15 protein-coding genes are annotated in these 15,327 nt (G+C 45.3%); all 15 read left to right on the plus strand.

Annotation, left to right across the window (positions count from 1 at the left end):
* The first annotated feature begins 45 nt into the window (after positions 1–45).
* The 15 genes from ISR87_07320 (at position 46) to ISR87_07390 (ending at position 15,135) form a co-directional block, all read left to right on the plus strand.
* The gene (locus ISR87_07320) at positions 46–2,400 is read left to right on the plus strand and encodes a CotH kinase family protein (GenBank protein ID MBL7025254.1); all 2,355 of its coding nucleotides are present in this window, start codon (positions 46–48) and stop codon (positions 2,398–2,400) included.
* A 37-nt stretch (positions 2,401–2,437) separates the two neighbouring features.
* Positions 2,438–2,803, plus strand: a complete 366-nt coding sequence (locus ISR87_07325; protein MBL7025255.1) for a cupin domain-containing protein — start codon at positions 2,438–2,440, stop codon at positions 2,801–2,803.
* A gap of 98 nt (positions 2,804–2,901) precedes the next feature.
* Entirely contained in the window at positions 2,902–3,429 is a 528-nt protein-coding gene (locus ISR87_07330; GenBank protein MBL7025256.1) for a zf-TFIIB domain-containing protein, read from the plus strand.
* A 5-nt stretch (positions 3,430–3,434) separates the two neighbouring features.
* The gene (locus ISR87_07335; protein MBL7025257.1) at positions 3,435–4,088 is read left to right on the plus strand and encodes a YkgJ family cysteine cluster protein; all 654 of its coding nucleotides are present in this window, start codon (positions 3,435–3,437) and stop codon (positions 4,086–4,088) included.
* 26 nt (positions 4,089–4,114) lie between these two features.
* Complete coding sequence (locus ISR87_07340) at positions 4,115–4,411, plus strand: hypothetical protein (GenBank protein ID MBL7025258.1); 297 nt, start codon at positions 4,115–4,117, stop codon at positions 4,409–4,411.
* 61 nt (positions 4,412–4,472) lie between these two features.
* Positions 4,473–5,303 (plus strand): class D beta-lactamase, encoded by an 831-nt coding sequence (gene blaOXA / locus ISR87_07345; GenBank protein MBL7025259.1) that lies wholly within the window; start codon positions 4,473–4,475, stop codon positions 5,301–5,303.
* Positions 5,304–5,753, plus strand: coding sequence for a YaiI/YqxD family protein (locus ISR87_07350; GenBank protein ID MBL7025260.1), 450 nt, complete (start codon positions 5,304–5,306; stop codon positions 5,751–5,753).
* A 36-nt stretch (positions 5,754–5,789) separates the two neighbouring features.
* Complete coding sequence (locus tag ISR87_07355; GenBank protein MBL7025261.1) at positions 5,790–6,629, plus strand: hypothetical protein; 840 nt, start codon at positions 5,790–5,792, stop codon at positions 6,627–6,629.
* A gap of 48 nt (positions 6,630–6,677) precedes the next feature.
* Positions 6,678–7,127 (plus strand): CoA-binding protein, encoded by a 450-nt coding sequence (locus ISR87_07360; GenBank protein MBL7025262.1) that lies wholly within the window; start codon positions 6,678–6,680, stop codon positions 7,125–7,127.
* Positions 7,128–7,149: 22 nt separating this feature from the next.
* Entirely contained in the window at positions 7,150–8,139 is a 990-nt protein-coding gene (locus ISR87_07365; GenBank protein ID MBL7025263.1) for an NAD-dependent epimerase/dehydratase family protein, read from the plus strand.
* A 24-nt stretch (positions 8,140–8,163) separates the two neighbouring features.
* Positions 8,164–8,886, plus strand: coding sequence for a class I SAM-dependent methyltransferase (locus ISR87_07370; GenBank protein MBL7025264.1), 723 nt, complete (start codon positions 8,164–8,166; stop codon positions 8,884–8,886).
* Positions 8,887–8,960: 74 nt separating this feature from the next.
* Entirely contained in the window at positions 8,961–9,776 is an 816-nt protein-coding gene (locus tag ISR87_07375) for a BtpA/SgcQ family protein (GenBank protein ID MBL7025265.1), read from the plus strand.
* Entirely contained in the window at positions 9,773–11,344 is a 1,572-nt protein-coding gene (locus ISR87_07380; GenBank protein MBL7025266.1) for an amidohydrolase, read from the plus strand. Before ISR87_07375 ends, ISR87_07380 begins: the two co-directional genes overlap by 4 nt.
* The gene (locus tag ISR87_07385; GenBank protein MBL7025267.1) at positions 11,341–12,051 is read left to right on the plus strand and encodes a gamma-glutamyl-gamma-aminobutyrate hydrolase family protein; all 711 of its coding nucleotides are present in this window, start codon (positions 11,341–11,343) and stop codon (positions 12,049–12,051) included. The genes ISR87_07380 and ISR87_07385 overlap by 4 nt, the downstream gene beginning before the upstream one ends.
* A gap of 255 nt (positions 12,052–12,306) precedes the next feature.
* Positions 12,307–15,135: an insulinase family protein gene (locus ISR87_07390; protein MBL7025268.1), complete on the plus strand. Its 2,829-nt coding sequence runs from the start codon at positions 12,307–12,309 to the stop codon at positions 15,133–15,135.
* The last annotated feature ends 192 nt before the right edge of the window (positions 15,136–15,327 follow it).

Here is a 15,327-nt window from a genome sequence, read left to right on the forward strand (position 1 = left end):
CCAACAAAACATTTTTGAATCCTGGATTCTGCCTAGATTACCTGCATGAAAATTCTCATTAAATTTCTGCTGTCTATTCCGCTGGTTCTTGCGGCCAATGACCTTGATTTACTGTACGACGACAGCCAGGTCGCCATCATAGAAATAAATATGGACCCTGAGGGACTGATCTGGATGTATGATCATGTTCAGAGTGACTCCATGCATCTCTCAACAGTCCATTTCTCCAATGCCTTTATCGATGAAACTATCGAAAATGTGGGGTTTCGTCTCAGGGGCAATACCTCCCGAGATGCCCAGAAAAAATCATTCAAGCTCTCTTTCAATACGTTTGAACCGGGACGCAAATTTTATGATGTGGAAAAGCTGAACCTGAATGGGGAGCACAATGACCCCTCCATCATTCGCAGCAAAATAGCCTGGGATCACTACCGGAAGACTGGGATGGCCACCACCAGAGCAGCCCATTGTGCAGTATACATCAATGATGTTTATTACGGTCTCTACATCTCCATAGAACATATCGATGAGGAATTTCTTAAAAACCATTTCGAAGACGATTCTGGTAATTTGTGGAAATGTCTCTGGCCGGCAGATCTCACCTACAGGGGTCCCAACGCCAGTGATTATCATCCCTATCAGGATGACACCCGTCCATACGAATTAAAAACTAATGAGGACCTCTACGATTTTAGTGAGTTAGCCAGACTGATTACCATCATTCATGATACCCCTGCGGCTCTATTCCCAGATTCATTGGAGCAAGTCCTCGTGGTTCCAGATGTCCTGAAATATGCCGCCATGAACATCCTCATGGGGAATTGGGATGACTATTGGTTCCTGAGAAACAACTACTACCTGTATCATGACCCCAGCCTGGATCGGATTCGATTTATCCCCTACGATTATGACAATAGTTTTGGCATCGATTGGTTTAATGTGGATTGGACTCAGGTGAATCCATATAGCTTTATGACCATAGAGGAATCTCAGGGAAACAATCCGGGTTCCAGACCTCTCATGGAAGAAATCATGGGCAACACCCAATATCGAAATTTGTACACCCATATCCTGGAGTATTACCAGGACAATATTACCGATTTAAGTTTGTGGGAATCAAGGCTGGATAGTCTGAAGTCAATGATTGCCCCCTGGGCTGGGTTTGATACCTACAGAACTCTCGACTACGGTTTCGGAATAGACGATTTTAATCAGTCCTATTCGGCGAGCCCCTATTCCAATCAACATGTTAAAAAAGGGCTCAAGCAGTTTATTAATGAAAGACATGCCTCCCTGGATAACCAGCTTGTGTATGAAACTGCTCCTCCCATTATCTATGATCTCCAGTATTGGCCCCTCATCCCTGGACCTGAAGATAGTATATATGTCAGTGTGGCTGCATTCAGTCATGTAGGTCTGGATAGCTTGGCCATCGCTTTTCATCCTGGGGTGTTGACTGTAATCCTCTCCTACCCAATGCATTTTGCACCAGATCCAAACCCAACATCCATTGAGGGATCAGATCGATGGGTGGGTGTTATTCCTCCCATGGGTGAAATAGGTCACGGCCGGTTTCAGGTTGGTGCTGTTGATCTCAATGGACAGAACATGCTTTATCCCCGTAGTGATTTCAAATATATCCAGGTACCTGGGGGTTCAACCAACCCCTTGCGCATTAATGAGTTTTTGGCGGATAATGTGGCTGCGAATCATGATGCAGCAGGTGAATATGATGACTGGCTGGAAATTTATAATTCAGGCCCTTCAGATATGTATTTGAGTGGTATGTATCTCACAGATGACCCTGCCAATCTCACAAAGTGGATGTTTCCTTTTGGTGGCGTGATGTTGGAATCAGGAGGGCATTTGCTGGTCTGGTGTGATGAGGATCAGGAACAGGCAGACATACATTGCAATTTCAAATTGAGTCGTGGTGGTGAGTTCATTGCTCTGGTGGATAATGATGGACTCACCATTATTGATGCCTTGAATTTTGGACCCCAGCAAGCGGACATTTCTTACGGGAGATCTCCTGATGGCGGAGATACCTGGGTACACTTTGATAGTCCAACTCCAGGCTTCGTGAATGGGACAAGCTCTGTTGTGGCGGACCCAAACTTACCTGAGAACTTCAGTTTGACCAATCACCCCAATCCATTTAATGCTGAAACCATCTTGCGCTACACTCTCCCAGCAAATGGTCTCGTTAAACTACTCATCTTGGATTTGAGCGGCAGGCAAATAAAAACGCTGGTTCAGGGGGTCCAAAGCAGTGGTGAATATTCCAGGGCATGGAATGGCCTGGATGAGTCAGGGAGTAATGTTTCTGCGGGAATTTATTTTGTAAAACTGCAACAGGGAAATTTTACGGCCACACACAAAATACTACTTATAAAATAAGCAGCTTCAAGCTCCTGTCTTGAGAGGGAAATGTCAAATGCCCAGAATAATAGAATCACCGACAATCATTGAATCTGCAGGCAATAAACCCAAGCGCATAGAAGAATTTGTGGGTCATGTCAATTCAAACCATACTGAGGTGAGTGTGGCTCGCATGGGCTCACCTGGAGGGTGGGTGGAGCCTGGTCAGCGACCTGAATTTATGGAGATAACCCTGGTGTTGAAGGGACGACTTCATGTTGAATATGATGATGGGGAATGCGATGTGATGGCAGGCCAGTCCATTATCACAAATCCAGGAGAATGGGTTCGTTATAGCACCCCGGGAGAAGAGGGGGCTGAGTATGTCGCTGTGTGTCTCCCTGCATTTTCACCAGGGTCTGTTCACAGAGATGATGAGTAGCTGACAATAGAAAATTTTAGCTTTGATACTCAGGTTTACACGGGAAATTATACATCGAATAATTATAGTTGAATCAATACAACAAATAGGGGTTTGAAATGAAATGTCCGGCATGTGCCAATACACTTGTAGCAACCAAGGTTGGCGAGATAACTGTTGATGTCTGTAAAAATGGTTGTGGAGGTCTCTGGTTTGATAGCCATGAACTAAAACAGGTTGATGAAAGGCATGAAGCCGTTGGCGAAAAGCTTTTGCAGTTTGAAAAGAATCCAGGTGTTTCAGTTGATTTTACACAAAAACGACCCTGTCCCAAATGCGACGGCGTGATCATGTTGAAGCATTTCATGAGTGTTAAACGAGATGTGGAAGTGGATGAGTGTGCCAAGTGTGGCGGGTTCTGGTTGGATGCAGGAGAACTGGGTCAAATAAGAAATCAATTCACAACAGAAGCCGAGAGAACAAAAGCTGCCGAGAGCTATTTCCATGATGCCTTCGGTGAAGAGCTGGAAAAAATGCTGGAAGAGAGTCAAGAGAAGGCTGAGCGGGCAAGCAGCATCGCAAAGATGTTTCGTTTTCTCTGCCCCTCCTACTACATCCCTGGCAAACAAAAGTGGGGTGCCTTCTAAACGCTATGTCAGAACCACTGGGATTGGCTGCGGGTAATTTTTCAAACTGGCTTGGTGACGAGCGCGATGCACTGAAAAATGATACGGAGACAGATGTACCCTGTGGCGAATGCACCGCCTGCTGTCGATCTTCCTATTTTATCCACATCAAACCCGGTGAAACAGATACACTGTCTCATATTCCAGATGAATTGCTATTCCCTGCACCTGGAATGCCTGCAGGAAATGTCCTCATGGGGTATGATGAGAAGGGTCACTGTCCCATGCTCAAAAATAGCGCCTGCTCAATCTATGAGCACAGACCTTCAACTTGCCGTAGCTATGATTGTAGAATCTTCCCAGCCACTGGTATTCAGATCAATGGAAAAGACAAGGTCCTCATCACCCAGCAGGTTGAACGCTGGAAATTCAATCTTTCAGAAACTGAGGAAATCAAAGAACACAAAGCGGTTCAAAGGGCGGGCTCCTTTTTAACAAACAAATCCAAACTATTCCCTCCAGATGAATTGCCTGGGAACCCAACCCAGCTGGCCATCATGGCCATAAAGGTTTTCCAGGTCTTTTTGAATGAGGACGCTGAAGGCATTGATGATGGAGAAATGGTTGAAGCCATCATAAAAGAGCGAGAAAAATTCGATACGGACGAGACCACCCAATAGTCATCAAAGGGGGGCTGGAGTAGAAAATGAATCAAGACTATCAAACCAATTTAGAACTTTATGAAGCTCTGGTCGCGACCAATCCTGAAGTTGATCGTAAAGGCAAAACCATGCTCTACACCTCCAGGAATGGTCATATGTTTAGCTTCCTGGACAAGCAGGGAGTCATGGCTCTCCGCCTCCCCAAAGAGGCTAGAGAAACATTTCTGGTTGAATTTCAATCCTCACTCAGTGAACAATATGGGGCCATCATGAAGGAATATGTGAACATCCCCCAAAAGTTGCTGGAATCCACCTCAGACTTGAAACCAGATTTGATGTGAGCTATGACTATCTCGGTAGCCTCAACCAAAACCAACAACCAGAAAGAAAAAAACCTAGCCTGTGAAAGTGAAGTGGATCGTGGGATTGCTAAAAAACCAGGTATTTGTCCTGTTGGGGTTGCTAACGCTCTATTCATGCTCCAGATCCACACCCCCAATAAATTTGGAAGCCCTTTTTAACGATCGTGGAGTTACAGGTACCATCCTTCTAACCACGCTGGATGGGACACAACTATTTCAGGCCTGTCCTGAACGAGCAAAAATGCCCTTATTACCAGCATCAACCTTCAAAATACCCAACTCTCTTATCGCCCTCGAAGAAGCTGCCTTAACCGGTCCAGATGAAATTTTTATTTGGGATGGAGAGGTAAGATTTCTCGACGCCTGGAACCAGGACCATTCTATGAGGACAGCCTTTCCAGTATCATGTGTTTGGTTTTATCAGGAGTTGGCCAGAAGAGTTGGAAATGAGAAATATCTCCTTCATTTAAAACAGTTGAACTATGGCAACATGAAGACGGGTCCTGACATTTCCAGCTTTTGGTTGGATGGTGATCTACGAATTACGGCTGAACAACAAATTACTTTTCTCAAAAAGCTCCATAATAATGAGCTGCCTTTTAAGGCTCAAAATATCCAGATCGTAAAAGATCTTATGGTGGTTGAAGAGACAGATGACTATAAAATCCGCGCTAAAACAGGGTGGGCTGTTCGAGCTGATGGGCAACACACCTGGTGGATAGGATATGTTGAAAAAGGAGATCAAGTCTGGTTTTTTGCCACTAATATTGAACTCACCCACAACGACCAAGCTAAGTATTCTAGGGAAATAACCAGAGAAGCGTTGGAGCTAATCGGTGTTTTGCCCGAAGCACAACCGGAGCTGAATTAATTGCTGCATATCTATGTAGATGCTGATGCATGTCCCGTTAAGAACGAAGTGTATCGGGTGGCTGACAGATATGAGCTTATGGTTACCCTTGTATCAAATTCCAGGATGCGTGTACCACAAAATTCACGTGTCAAATTGGAAGTTGTCGGTGATGGGTTTGATGAAGCGGATGATTGGATTGTTGAACATGTGCAAGAAGGTGATGTGGTCATCACAGCAGATATACCTCTGGCAGGACGTTGCATTACAGCTGGTGCCGAGGTGTTGAGTAATTCTGGAAAGCGTTTTACCGATGATAATATTGGCCAGACGCTGGCAACCCGGGATTTGCTGACAGAGTTACGAGGGGCTGGTGAAATTACAGGCGGTCCAGCACCACTGACACAGCGTGACCGGTCTGAGTTTCTACAGAAATTGGATGTTGTCATCCAGTCCATTCGAAGGAGATAAACTGATAGAAATTGGGAAGGGGAAAGTGGTCGTAATATGAAAAATAGTACACTGATTTTCACAGGGATGCTGGTTCTTATACTGAGTGTCAATGGAGCCAATGCTATCCATTCACAGAAATTGACCATGACTATCTCCGGTAGGAACCAAGTTTTTAATGAATCCTTGATGCAGAACGAAATTGCTGAGACGGAAGTCAGCCATACCATTCTGGCAGGTCCTCTATCACATCTTGAGAAATTTGCCAGAAAATACGATCATATCCTGATTTTTATAAATGGCCAAGGCACGCTGAGGTCAGGTTCAGATACTTATAGTATTAAACCTGAAAGCATTGCCCTGACAAATGCAAAAAAAAGTATTTCGGTTGAAGTTGCTGCTGGAGATACTCTTCATTACATCCACATCAAGAAAAAGCTATCTAAACTGGACCTGAAAGAGATGAAAACCTTTCCTTCTGAAAACAGGGAGGGTATCTATTTCAAAAGATTTGAGGACTGCGAAGCTTACACTGAAAAAATTAAAAGTCCCAACACGGTTAGCCGCACTGTGTTGCCCAAAGATCATGCTCCTCGAGTTGCCATGGGGACCGTAGACACCAAAGGTCCTGATGCGGTGGGAGCTCATGAGCATCCCATGCTGGATCAGCTATTCCTGGGCTTGGCTGGTAATGACGCTGTGGTTTTTGCAGATACAGACTCAATTGCCTTCCATGAGTGGGAAATATTGCACATACCCATTGGAGCCAGCCACTGGGTAACCGTAGGGGAAAACAAGCGCATGTATTATCAGTGGATGGATTTCTTTCTAACCACATCAGGACAGGAATGGTTGAAAACGCATAAAAAGATTGAAGACTACAACAACACGGATTAAGAAATAGAGTAATTATTAGAATGTGGGGAGATTATTATGACTGATCGGATGACGATTGATTCATTTCTTGGAGAAAAAAAACTGGCGCTGGCTGGCGCATCCAGTAAAGCCAGTAAGTTTGGTAATGCAGTTCTTAAGGAGTTGAGCAGTAAGGGGTATGAATTATTATTAACTCATCCTGAAGCAGAGACAATAAATGGTGTCGCCTGCTATGGGTCCCTGGCTGAATTACCACCTGATGTGGGCGGGTTGATAAATGTGGTTCCTCCAGCCCAGACTGAAAAACTGGTTCGAGAAGCCCACGCGGCAGGGATTAGAAAAATCTGGATGCAACAGGGATCTGAATCGGCTGATGCGATTCAATATTGCAAGGAACATGAGATAGAGGTGGTCCATGGGGAATGCATACTGATGTTTGCCCAGCCCCGGGGATTGCATAAGTTCCATCATTGGCTATGGGGGTTATTCGGGAAATTGCCCAAAGGTCATGGGAAGTGATCTATTCAACAAATGAGGTGATATGAAAGTATTGTTTATTGGTGGAACTGGTATCATCAGTTCAGCCTGTTCAGAGCTGGCGGTTTCCAGAGGTATTGATTTGTACCATTTGAACAGAGGTAAAAGTGCCAGCTTGAGACCCGTATCGGGAGTTAAAACCATTCAGGCAGATATCAGGAATTATACTGAAACTGAGCACGCACTGGGAGACCATAAATTTGATGTCGTGGTGAACTGGATTGGCTTTACGCCAGATCAAATTCAAGCCGATATCGATATGTTCAGCAGCAGAACTGACCAGTATGTTTTCATTAGTTCTGCGTCAATCTATGAGACACCTCCCAGCAGTTTACCCATCACAGAGGATACTGTTTTAAGCAATCCCTTCTGGGAGTATTCACGTATTAAGATTGCCTGTGAGGACCTCCTTCGAAAAAGCTACCTGGAACAGGGATTTCCCTACACCATTGTGCGACCCTCTCATACCTATGACAAGACCCTTATTCCTCTCCAGGGTGGGATAACTGCCCTCATGCGCTTAAAGCAGGGGCTACCCGTCGTTGTCCATGGTGACGGGTCATCTATCTGGACTTTAACACACCACAAAGATTTTGCCAAAGGATTGGTCGGTCTACTGGGAAAAGAGGAAGCCGTTGGCCAGGCCTATCATATCACCTCAGATGAGTGGTTGTCCTGGGATAATATCTTTCGTTTGATGGGTGCTGCACTGGGAGTTGAACCCAATATCATTCACATTCCTTCCGACCTCATCGCCACCTATGACCCTGTGTTTGGTGAAGGACTTCTGGGAGACAAAACCCATACCATGATTTTTGACAATTCAAAAATTAAGACTCTGGTGCCAGATTTTTCAGCAGAGATTCCATTTGAACAGGGCGCCAGGGAGATTGTTGCCTGGTATGAAGCAGATGCTGCACGTCAGAAAGTTGACCCACATCTTAACGGTCTCTTCGAAAAGATGATTCAAGACTACTCTGCTGTAGGACGATGAGTGTCAGGGGTTAGGTAGCCAGATATGTATAATGAATATCACTCACTCGCCCGGCATATTCAGGAGCTCGAACTAGGTGACTATCTGGAGTTCGGATGTGGCGATGGAGGATTTCTCAAGCATGTCCTTGAACAGAATGAGTCATTCAAGTCAGTCACAGCAGTAGACATTAATCTAGAATCAGTCAAGCAGGCCAGGACAACTCTGGAAGCATTTAATATTCATTTTCTGATCCAGGAAAATCTGCCCCTGGGTCTTGAAGCGAATCAATTTGACACCATCACTTTATCAAACACTCTCCACCATCTCAGAGACAAAACAGCGGTCCTGTCTGAACTTAAAAGGTTGATCAAACGGGATGGTCAAATCATCATTACAGAGATGATAAGCAATGACCTCACTGAAGCAGAACAAACCTATTGTCGCTTCCATGCCTTGAGGGCGGAAGTGGATCGATTGCATGGGATTTTTCATGAAACCACCTATACTTCCAATGAAATTCTGGACATGGTTTCTAAGGCAGATCTGAGGATTGGCTCCAATGAAATTCTGCTCAATTCAAAAGAGGCAGCGCCAGATAAAATTGAGGTGGCCGAAATGGAAGCAATAATCGATGACTTGATCAAGGCAGAAAGTAAGCGGCCAGAATTTCCCGCATTGAAAGAAACGGCCGTGAGTATCAAAGCGCATTTACATCAACATGGTATCAAGCGACCCAGACAGCTTTATCTCGTGACCACTAATTAATAACGAGTCAGAGGCATTCAAAACACTCCAGATCTAGCTATATTGAATGCTAATAATAATGACAGGACGACCACATGAACACATCGACATTCTCTAATATTTTTCCCAAAACCAAGAGTCTCATCGGCATGATCCATGTTCAGGCTCTGCCGGGAACCCCTCAAAACCATCTCTCTGTCTCCGAAATTGCTGCTCAGGCAGTCAAAGAGGCAAAAATCCTGGCTGAAAACGGAATGCAATCCATTATGCTGGAGAATATGCATGACCTGCCCTTTTTGAATCGCAATGTGGGTCCTGAAATTATATCAGCCCTGACTCGGATATGCTCTGATGTGCGCGGAGTGACAAATCTACCCCTGGGTCTTCAAATTCTGGCTGGAGCCAATCAAGCAGCCCTTTCAGTGGCTCAAGCATCAGAATTTCAATTCATTCGTGCCGAGGGTTTTGTCTTTGGACACATGGCTGATGAAGGCTTGCTCCAGTCCGATGCCGGCGAATTACTTCGTTTTCGAAAGCATATTGGTGCTGAATCAATCCAGATTTTTACTGATATCAAGAAAAAGCACAGTAGCCACGCCATGACTTCTGATGTGTCCCTTGAGGATACGGTTGAAGCGGCTGAATTTTTCCTCAGTGATGGCGTGATTATCACCGGCACCCATACGGGCAAACCTGTGAATCACGAAGAGCTTAGCAGAGTCTATGCTTCTGCACAGTTGCCTGTTCTGGTGGGAAGTGGTGTAACATCAGATGGTCTTTCAGAAATCTTTGATACTGCAGATGCATTTATTGTGGGCAGCTATTTCAAGCAGGGGGGAAATTGGAAGCATGACCCAGATCCCCAGCGGATAGAAGCCCTGGTTCAGACACGTCAAAGTTTGCTTTCATGAGTATGCTGAAAGCTGAAAAAATATTTACCAATGGCATCATTCTGACTCAGGATGGTGAGCGCAACCAGGTTTCTCAAATGGCGACCCATGGTAAAACTATTCTGGCTGTTGGGGACGATCTCTCCCAATACGCAGATGATAAAACGGAATCCATCGATCTAGTGGGCTCTATTGTGGTCCCCGGTTTTATTGATGCCCATGTTCATTTTCTGTGGGGTGGCGAGACGCTGCTGACCATTCCTGCCCATGACGCCCACTCAAAAGCAGAGTTTATAGATATCGTCAGAAAGTTCGCAGCGGATCGACCTGCTGGATCCTGGCTAAAGGGCGGTGGCTGGAACGAACACCATTTTTCCGATAACAGCTTTCCACATCGAGATTGGCTGGACGAAGCCGCACCTGGACATCCCATGCTTCTCACCCGTCACGATGGTCATTCTGGTGTCGCCAGTTCGACAGCCCTGGCGTTGGCTGGAATTACTTCACAAACGCCAGATCCCCTGGGAGGTGTAATTGATCGGGATGAGAACGGGGAACCCACGGGTATTGTGCGAGATGCAGCCATTGACTTGGTATTTATGCATATGCCGGATGAATCTGAATCTGAGCTTATGAAGAATCTGGAGACCTCGCAGAATTATTTATTGTCAAGGGGTGTCACCTCAGTAGGTGATATGATTTATGATATGAACCACTTTCATTTTTTGCAAAAGATGGCGCGAGAAGGACTGCTGCGGGTACGGATAAGTGCCTATACTCCCATACTAAAATGGAAGGAAATGAAAGTCCTGCTCAAGGATGGCATATACGAGGATGAATTTTTTCAATACAAGGGTTTGAAAGGTTTTTGCGATGGCAGCCTAGGCTCTCATACAGCGCTCATGTTGAAAGCTTATGATGACAGCCCTGAATCAGCCGGTATATATGATAGCCAATGGGCAGATGTGTCGCTGATTCAAGAAACCATGGCCGAGGCTGATAAGATGGGGTATCAAAGTGTCATCCACGCCATTGGTGATCGTGCGGTGCGTGCGGTTCTTGATGTGTTTGAAGCAGTCATCCAGGAAAATGGTCCCAGGGATCGGCGTTTTCGAGTTGAGCATGCCCAGCATATCCATCCTCAGGATCAATCCAGGTTTGCCGATCTTGATGTCATCGCGTCGGTTCAACCGGCCCATTGTGTGGATGATGCACTCTATGCCGATAAATTACTGGGAGATCGTTGTGATTACGCCTATCCCTTCCAGTCCCTCAAACAAGCAGATGCCGTGTTAGCCTTTGGATCCGATTGGCCAGTATCTCCAGCTGATCCTATCGCCACCATTCATGGTGCCATTCATCGAGCAGGGTGGTACATGGAAGAGGCAATTGGTTTGAATGACTCACTGGAAGCACACACCCGCCTGGCGGCCTATGCCGGTTTTCGAGAACATGATCTGGGAATACTGAAGGCAGGACATCTCGCTGATTTTGTTGTTCTTGATCCTGACTTTCAACATCTAGATGCAGTTGATGAAATTCCAGAGGGGTTAATTCAAGCAGTTTACATGAATGGCAGCAAAGTATGAAACCACTGATTGGTCTCAGTCCTGCATATTATGAGCACAAGGAAATGGATCGCAGTATCCTGGGTAAGTCCTATACGGATAGCGTACAGAAAGCTGGCGGGCTCCCCGTTTTGATACCACCCATAATCGAAGCAGCTGATCTTGCGCTACTTATTAGTAAACTAGATGGTATTATTCTCACAGGTGGAGATGATCTCCATCCCGAATACTATGGAGAATCTCCTGATCCACTGACACCCAAACCATTTCATCATCGTCGGGGAGACCATGACCGTCAAATTTTCGAGTATATCTGGAAAAACAAAATACCCACCCTGGCCATCTGCCTGGGGATGCAGGAGGTTAATGTTTTCTTGGGCGGCTCTCTCTATCAGGATATTCCCGCTCAGGTTAACAATCCCCTCGTCCACAAAATTGGAGACTGGTTTGAGGCCCGCCATGACGTGAGACTTGAAGCAGGCTCAATTCTCCATGCGCTTACTGGAGAAATGATGGTTGATACCAATAGTGCCCATCATCAGGCAGTAAAAGAGGTTCCAGAAACGTTGCACATAACAGGACGAACAGCAGATGGTCTCATAGAAGCTCTGGAACCCAAAGATAGAAGCATTCCACTGTTAGCCGTACAGTGGCATCCAGAGTCAGAAACCAACGATACCATTGGTATAGATTTATTCAAATGGCTGGTATCCATAGCATCTAAATAGTTACCTCTTAGTTAGATGGTTTAGTCTTCGCGAACGAAGTGCGGCGATCTCGAACATCGGGTAATCCAAGAATTTGGAGATTGCCACGTCGTGTAACTTGTCCTGAGCATAGTCGAAGGGCTTCTCGCAAAGACGGAAACAAGGATTTATTGTCCCTCTCGTTATTTTACTGTAAGCAAGTAAGCATAACATTCCCATGCGTTTAGGATTATAATGGCGTGCAATTTTATGATATTGAATAAGGGAGAAATAAATATGTACCGCTCACGATCACTTCCAGTACTACTGATCGCACTCACTCTACTCATGTCTGCCTGTGTTTTTAACGGTGAGAAAGCTGATGACAGTAGTATCGATTTAAAGGCTCAAATGCCCACAGATCCCAGTCTTATTGAGGGACAATTGGACAATGGTTTAAAATATTTTATCAAAAAGAATGGCAAACCTGAGAATCGGGCTGAATTACGTCTGGTAATAAATGCTGGCTCAATCATGGAAGATGAAGATCAACTGGGTCTGGCCCATCTTCTGGAACATCTCGCTTTTAACGGTACTGAAGATTTTCCCAAGCAGGACCTGGTTAACTATCTGGAAGGCATTGGCATGCGCTTTGGTCCCGATCTGAATGCTTACACAAGTTTTGATGAAACGGTCTACATGCTTCAGGTTCCCACCGACAGCATAAACCAGATGGCAACAGGCTTTAGAATTTTGGAAAACTGGGCTCACAAGGTCAGTCTCGAAGGAGAGGAAATTGACAAAGAGCGCGGCGTGGTTGTTGAAGAATGGCGTCTGGGACAGGGTGCGGGGCAACGCATTTTTGACAAACAACTCCCTGTACTTTTTAAAGGCTCACGGTATGCTGATAGACTTCCAATTGGTTCCATGGATATTATTCAGAATGCCAGTCATGAGAGTGTTAAGCGCTTTTATAATGACTGGTATAGACCAGATCTTATGGCAGTTGTAGCAGTTGGTGATTTTGATCCAGCTGATATTGAAGCCAGAATAAAAAATCTCTTTGGTGCAATACCCAAGGCGACTGAAACCAGAGATCGTACAATTTTTGATGTACCCGGTCATTCTGAGGTGCTTTATGCAGTTGCATCAGATCCAGAAGCCACTCGTTCAAGTGTGAATATTCTCTTTAAACATCCCGCACGAATTGATCGCACGGCAGGTGAATATCGTGACAACATCATTGAACGTATTTACCATGAAATGCTGAATGCACGTTTTAGTGAATTATCCCAGAAGGCTGATGCACCGTTTCTGTATGCTTATTCCACTAAATGGGGCTGGGCCAGAACATCTGTAATGGCTGCTCTCGGTGCTGGTGTTGTGGATGGTGGGATCCCTGCCGGTCTGGAAGCGGTTCTTATTGAGGGTGAACGTGTTCGTCGTCATGGTTTCACATCAACAGAGTTGGATCGTGCAAAAAAATCGGTGCTCAGATCTATGGAAGCGCTCTATCAGGAGCGAGATAAGCAGGAGTCCCGTGGGTATGCCTCAGAACTCATTCGCCACTTTCTGGAAGAAGAAGCTGTGTCGGGTATAGAATATGAGTTTCAACTGTACAAGGAAACGGTCCCTGGAATTGGTCTTGATGAAGTCAACGCGCTGGCACAGAAATTTATCACAGATGAGAACCGGGTTGTCATGGCATCTGGACCAGAAAAAGAAGGCGTCTCAGTACCTGGTGAAGCTGAATTGGCTGCTGTCATGGCCAGCATCGCAACCTTGAATATAGAGCCCTATGTAGATCAGGTATCCACTGAACCACTGATCTCTGAACTTCCCAAAGCAGGCAGTGTAGCCGAGAAAAAATATCATGAAGATATCGACACCTACGAATTACGCTTGAGCAATGGTGTGAGGGTTGTTCTAAAATCCACAGATTTTAAAAATGATGAAATTCTCTTTCAAGCTTACAGCCCGGGTGGCTATTCAGTGTTTAACGACGATGATCTTATCACAGGCAAGATGGCTGATAAATTGATGGACTATAGTGGTCTGGGAAATTTCAGTCTCATGGATCTTCAGAAACTGATGGCAGGTAAAGAGGTCGCTACAACACCTTATATAAGCGAACTCTATGAAGGTCTACGTGGTTCAGTATCACCCAAGGATATTGAAATGCTGTTCCAGATGATCTATCTGCAATTCACAGCCAGTCGTCAGGATGAAGCAGCAGTTGCAGCTCTAATGACTCAGCTCCGCTCGCAGCTGGAGAATAAAAGTCTCAGTCCTGAAGCGGCTTATAGTGATACACTTGCTGCAACCATGAATCGCTATCATCACCGTCGTCAACCCATGACGGTTGAAAAACTTGATCTGGTTGACCTCAACAGGGCTCAAGAACTGTATGATGAGCGTTTTGAAGATGCCGGTGATTTTACTTTTCTATTTGTGGGAAGTTTTAAAATGGAAACCATGTTGCCACTCATTGTCCAATATCTGGGTTCATTGCCTGCTACAGGTAGAAATGAAACCTGGGTAGATGAGGGTGTGATGTCACCACAGGGCAAAATTCAAAAGGAAGTCAAGCGCGGTGTGGAACCTAAAAGTCGTACACGCATTATTTTTCCCGGGAAGTTTGAGTATACCCGCCAGAATCGTTATGACATGTACTCCATGATGCAGGTACTTCGTATTCGTTTGCGTGAAGTGCTCCGCGAGGATATGGGTGGTGTCTATGGCGTGAGTGTCTGGGCCAGCATGTCTAAGGAGCCAGAACCAGAATATTCGCTGAATGTGACTTTTGGTTGCGCCCCTGATCGAGTTCAGGAGTTGACGGATGCTGTTATGGTCGAGATCAAAAAGATCATGAATGAAGCCCCGGACCAAGTGAATGTTGATAAGGTTAAAGAATCCCAGCGCCGTGAACGTGAGATCAATATTCAGAAGAACTCATACTGGTTGAATTCACTGGCAGTTTATTACCGCGAAGGTCGTGAACTTTCAGACTTTATGAAATTTAATGAACTGATTGAAGGTTTTTCAGCTGAACATGCCCAGGCTGCTGCAGCAAAATACTTTGATCTGGACCGTATGGTTCAGGTGACCTTGAATCCTGAAGATTAAATCAGTAACCAAATAGCTTTGAGATGGCTCCTTTATGGAGCCATCTTTTTATCGTGTGCCGTGCATGGTTAATAACTAGGTGGTGCAAGTCCACTGTGGAGGATTGTAGTTTCCAACCACTAGTCGAGAGCAAGGGTGTCGTGGGTGACTGCGAATCTGAAGGAAGCTTAAGGCAAATCTCCGAACTGAGGA

It is taken from the genome of Candidatus Neomarinimicrobiota bacterium, from assembly GCA_016784545.1.
Lineage (GTDB): Bacteria > Fidelibacterota > UBA8477 > UBA8477 > JABMPR01 > JABMPR01.

Coding starts and splice junctions, on each gene's coding strand:
- ISR87_07320 (MBL7025254.1), top strand. CDS start 46: ATGAAAATTCTCATTAAATTTCTGCTGTCTATTCCGCTGGTTCTTGCG.
- ISR87_07325 (MBL7025255.1), top strand. CDS start 2,438: ATGCCCAGAATAATAGAATCACCGACAATCATTGAATCTGCAGGCAAT.
- ISR87_07330 (MBL7025256.1), top strand. CDS start 2,902: ATGAAATGTCCGGCATGTGCCAATACACTTGTAGCAACCAAGGTTGGC.
- ISR87_07335 (MBL7025257.1), top strand. CDS start 3,435: ATGTCAGAACCACTGGGATTGGCTGCGGGTAATTTTTCAAACTGGCTT.
- ISR87_07340 (MBL7025258.1), top strand. CDS start 4,115: ATGAATCAAGACTATCAAACCAATTTAGAACTTTATGAAGCTCTGGTC.
- ISR87_07355 (MBL7025261.1), top strand. CDS start 5,790: ATGAAAAATAGTACACTGATTTTCACAGGGATGCTGGTTCTTATACTG.
- ISR87_07360 (MBL7025262.1), top strand. CDS start 6,678: ATGACGATTGATTCATTTCTTGGAGAAAAAAAACTGGCGCTGGCTGGC.
- ISR87_07365 (MBL7025263.1), top strand. CDS start 7,150: ATGAAAGTATTGTTTATTGGTGGAACTGGTATCATCAGTTCAGCCTGT.
- ISR87_07370 (MBL7025264.1), top strand. CDS start 8,164: ATGTATAATGAATATCACTCACTCGCCCGGCATATTCAGGAGCTCGAA.
- ISR87_07375 (MBL7025265.1), top strand. CDS start 8,961: ATGAACACATCGACATTCTCTAATATTTTTCCCAAAACCAAGAGTCTC.
- ISR87_07380 (MBL7025266.1), top strand. CDS start 9,773: ATGAGTATGCTGAAAGCTGAAAAAATATTTACCAATGGCATCATTCTG.
- ISR87_07385 (MBL7025267.1), top strand. CDS start 11,341: ATGAAACCACTGATTGGTCTCAGTCCTGCATATTATGAGCACAAGGAA.
- ISR87_07390 (MBL7025268.1), top strand. CDS start 12,307: ATGTACCGCTCACGATCACTTCCAGTACTACTGATCGCACTCACTCTA.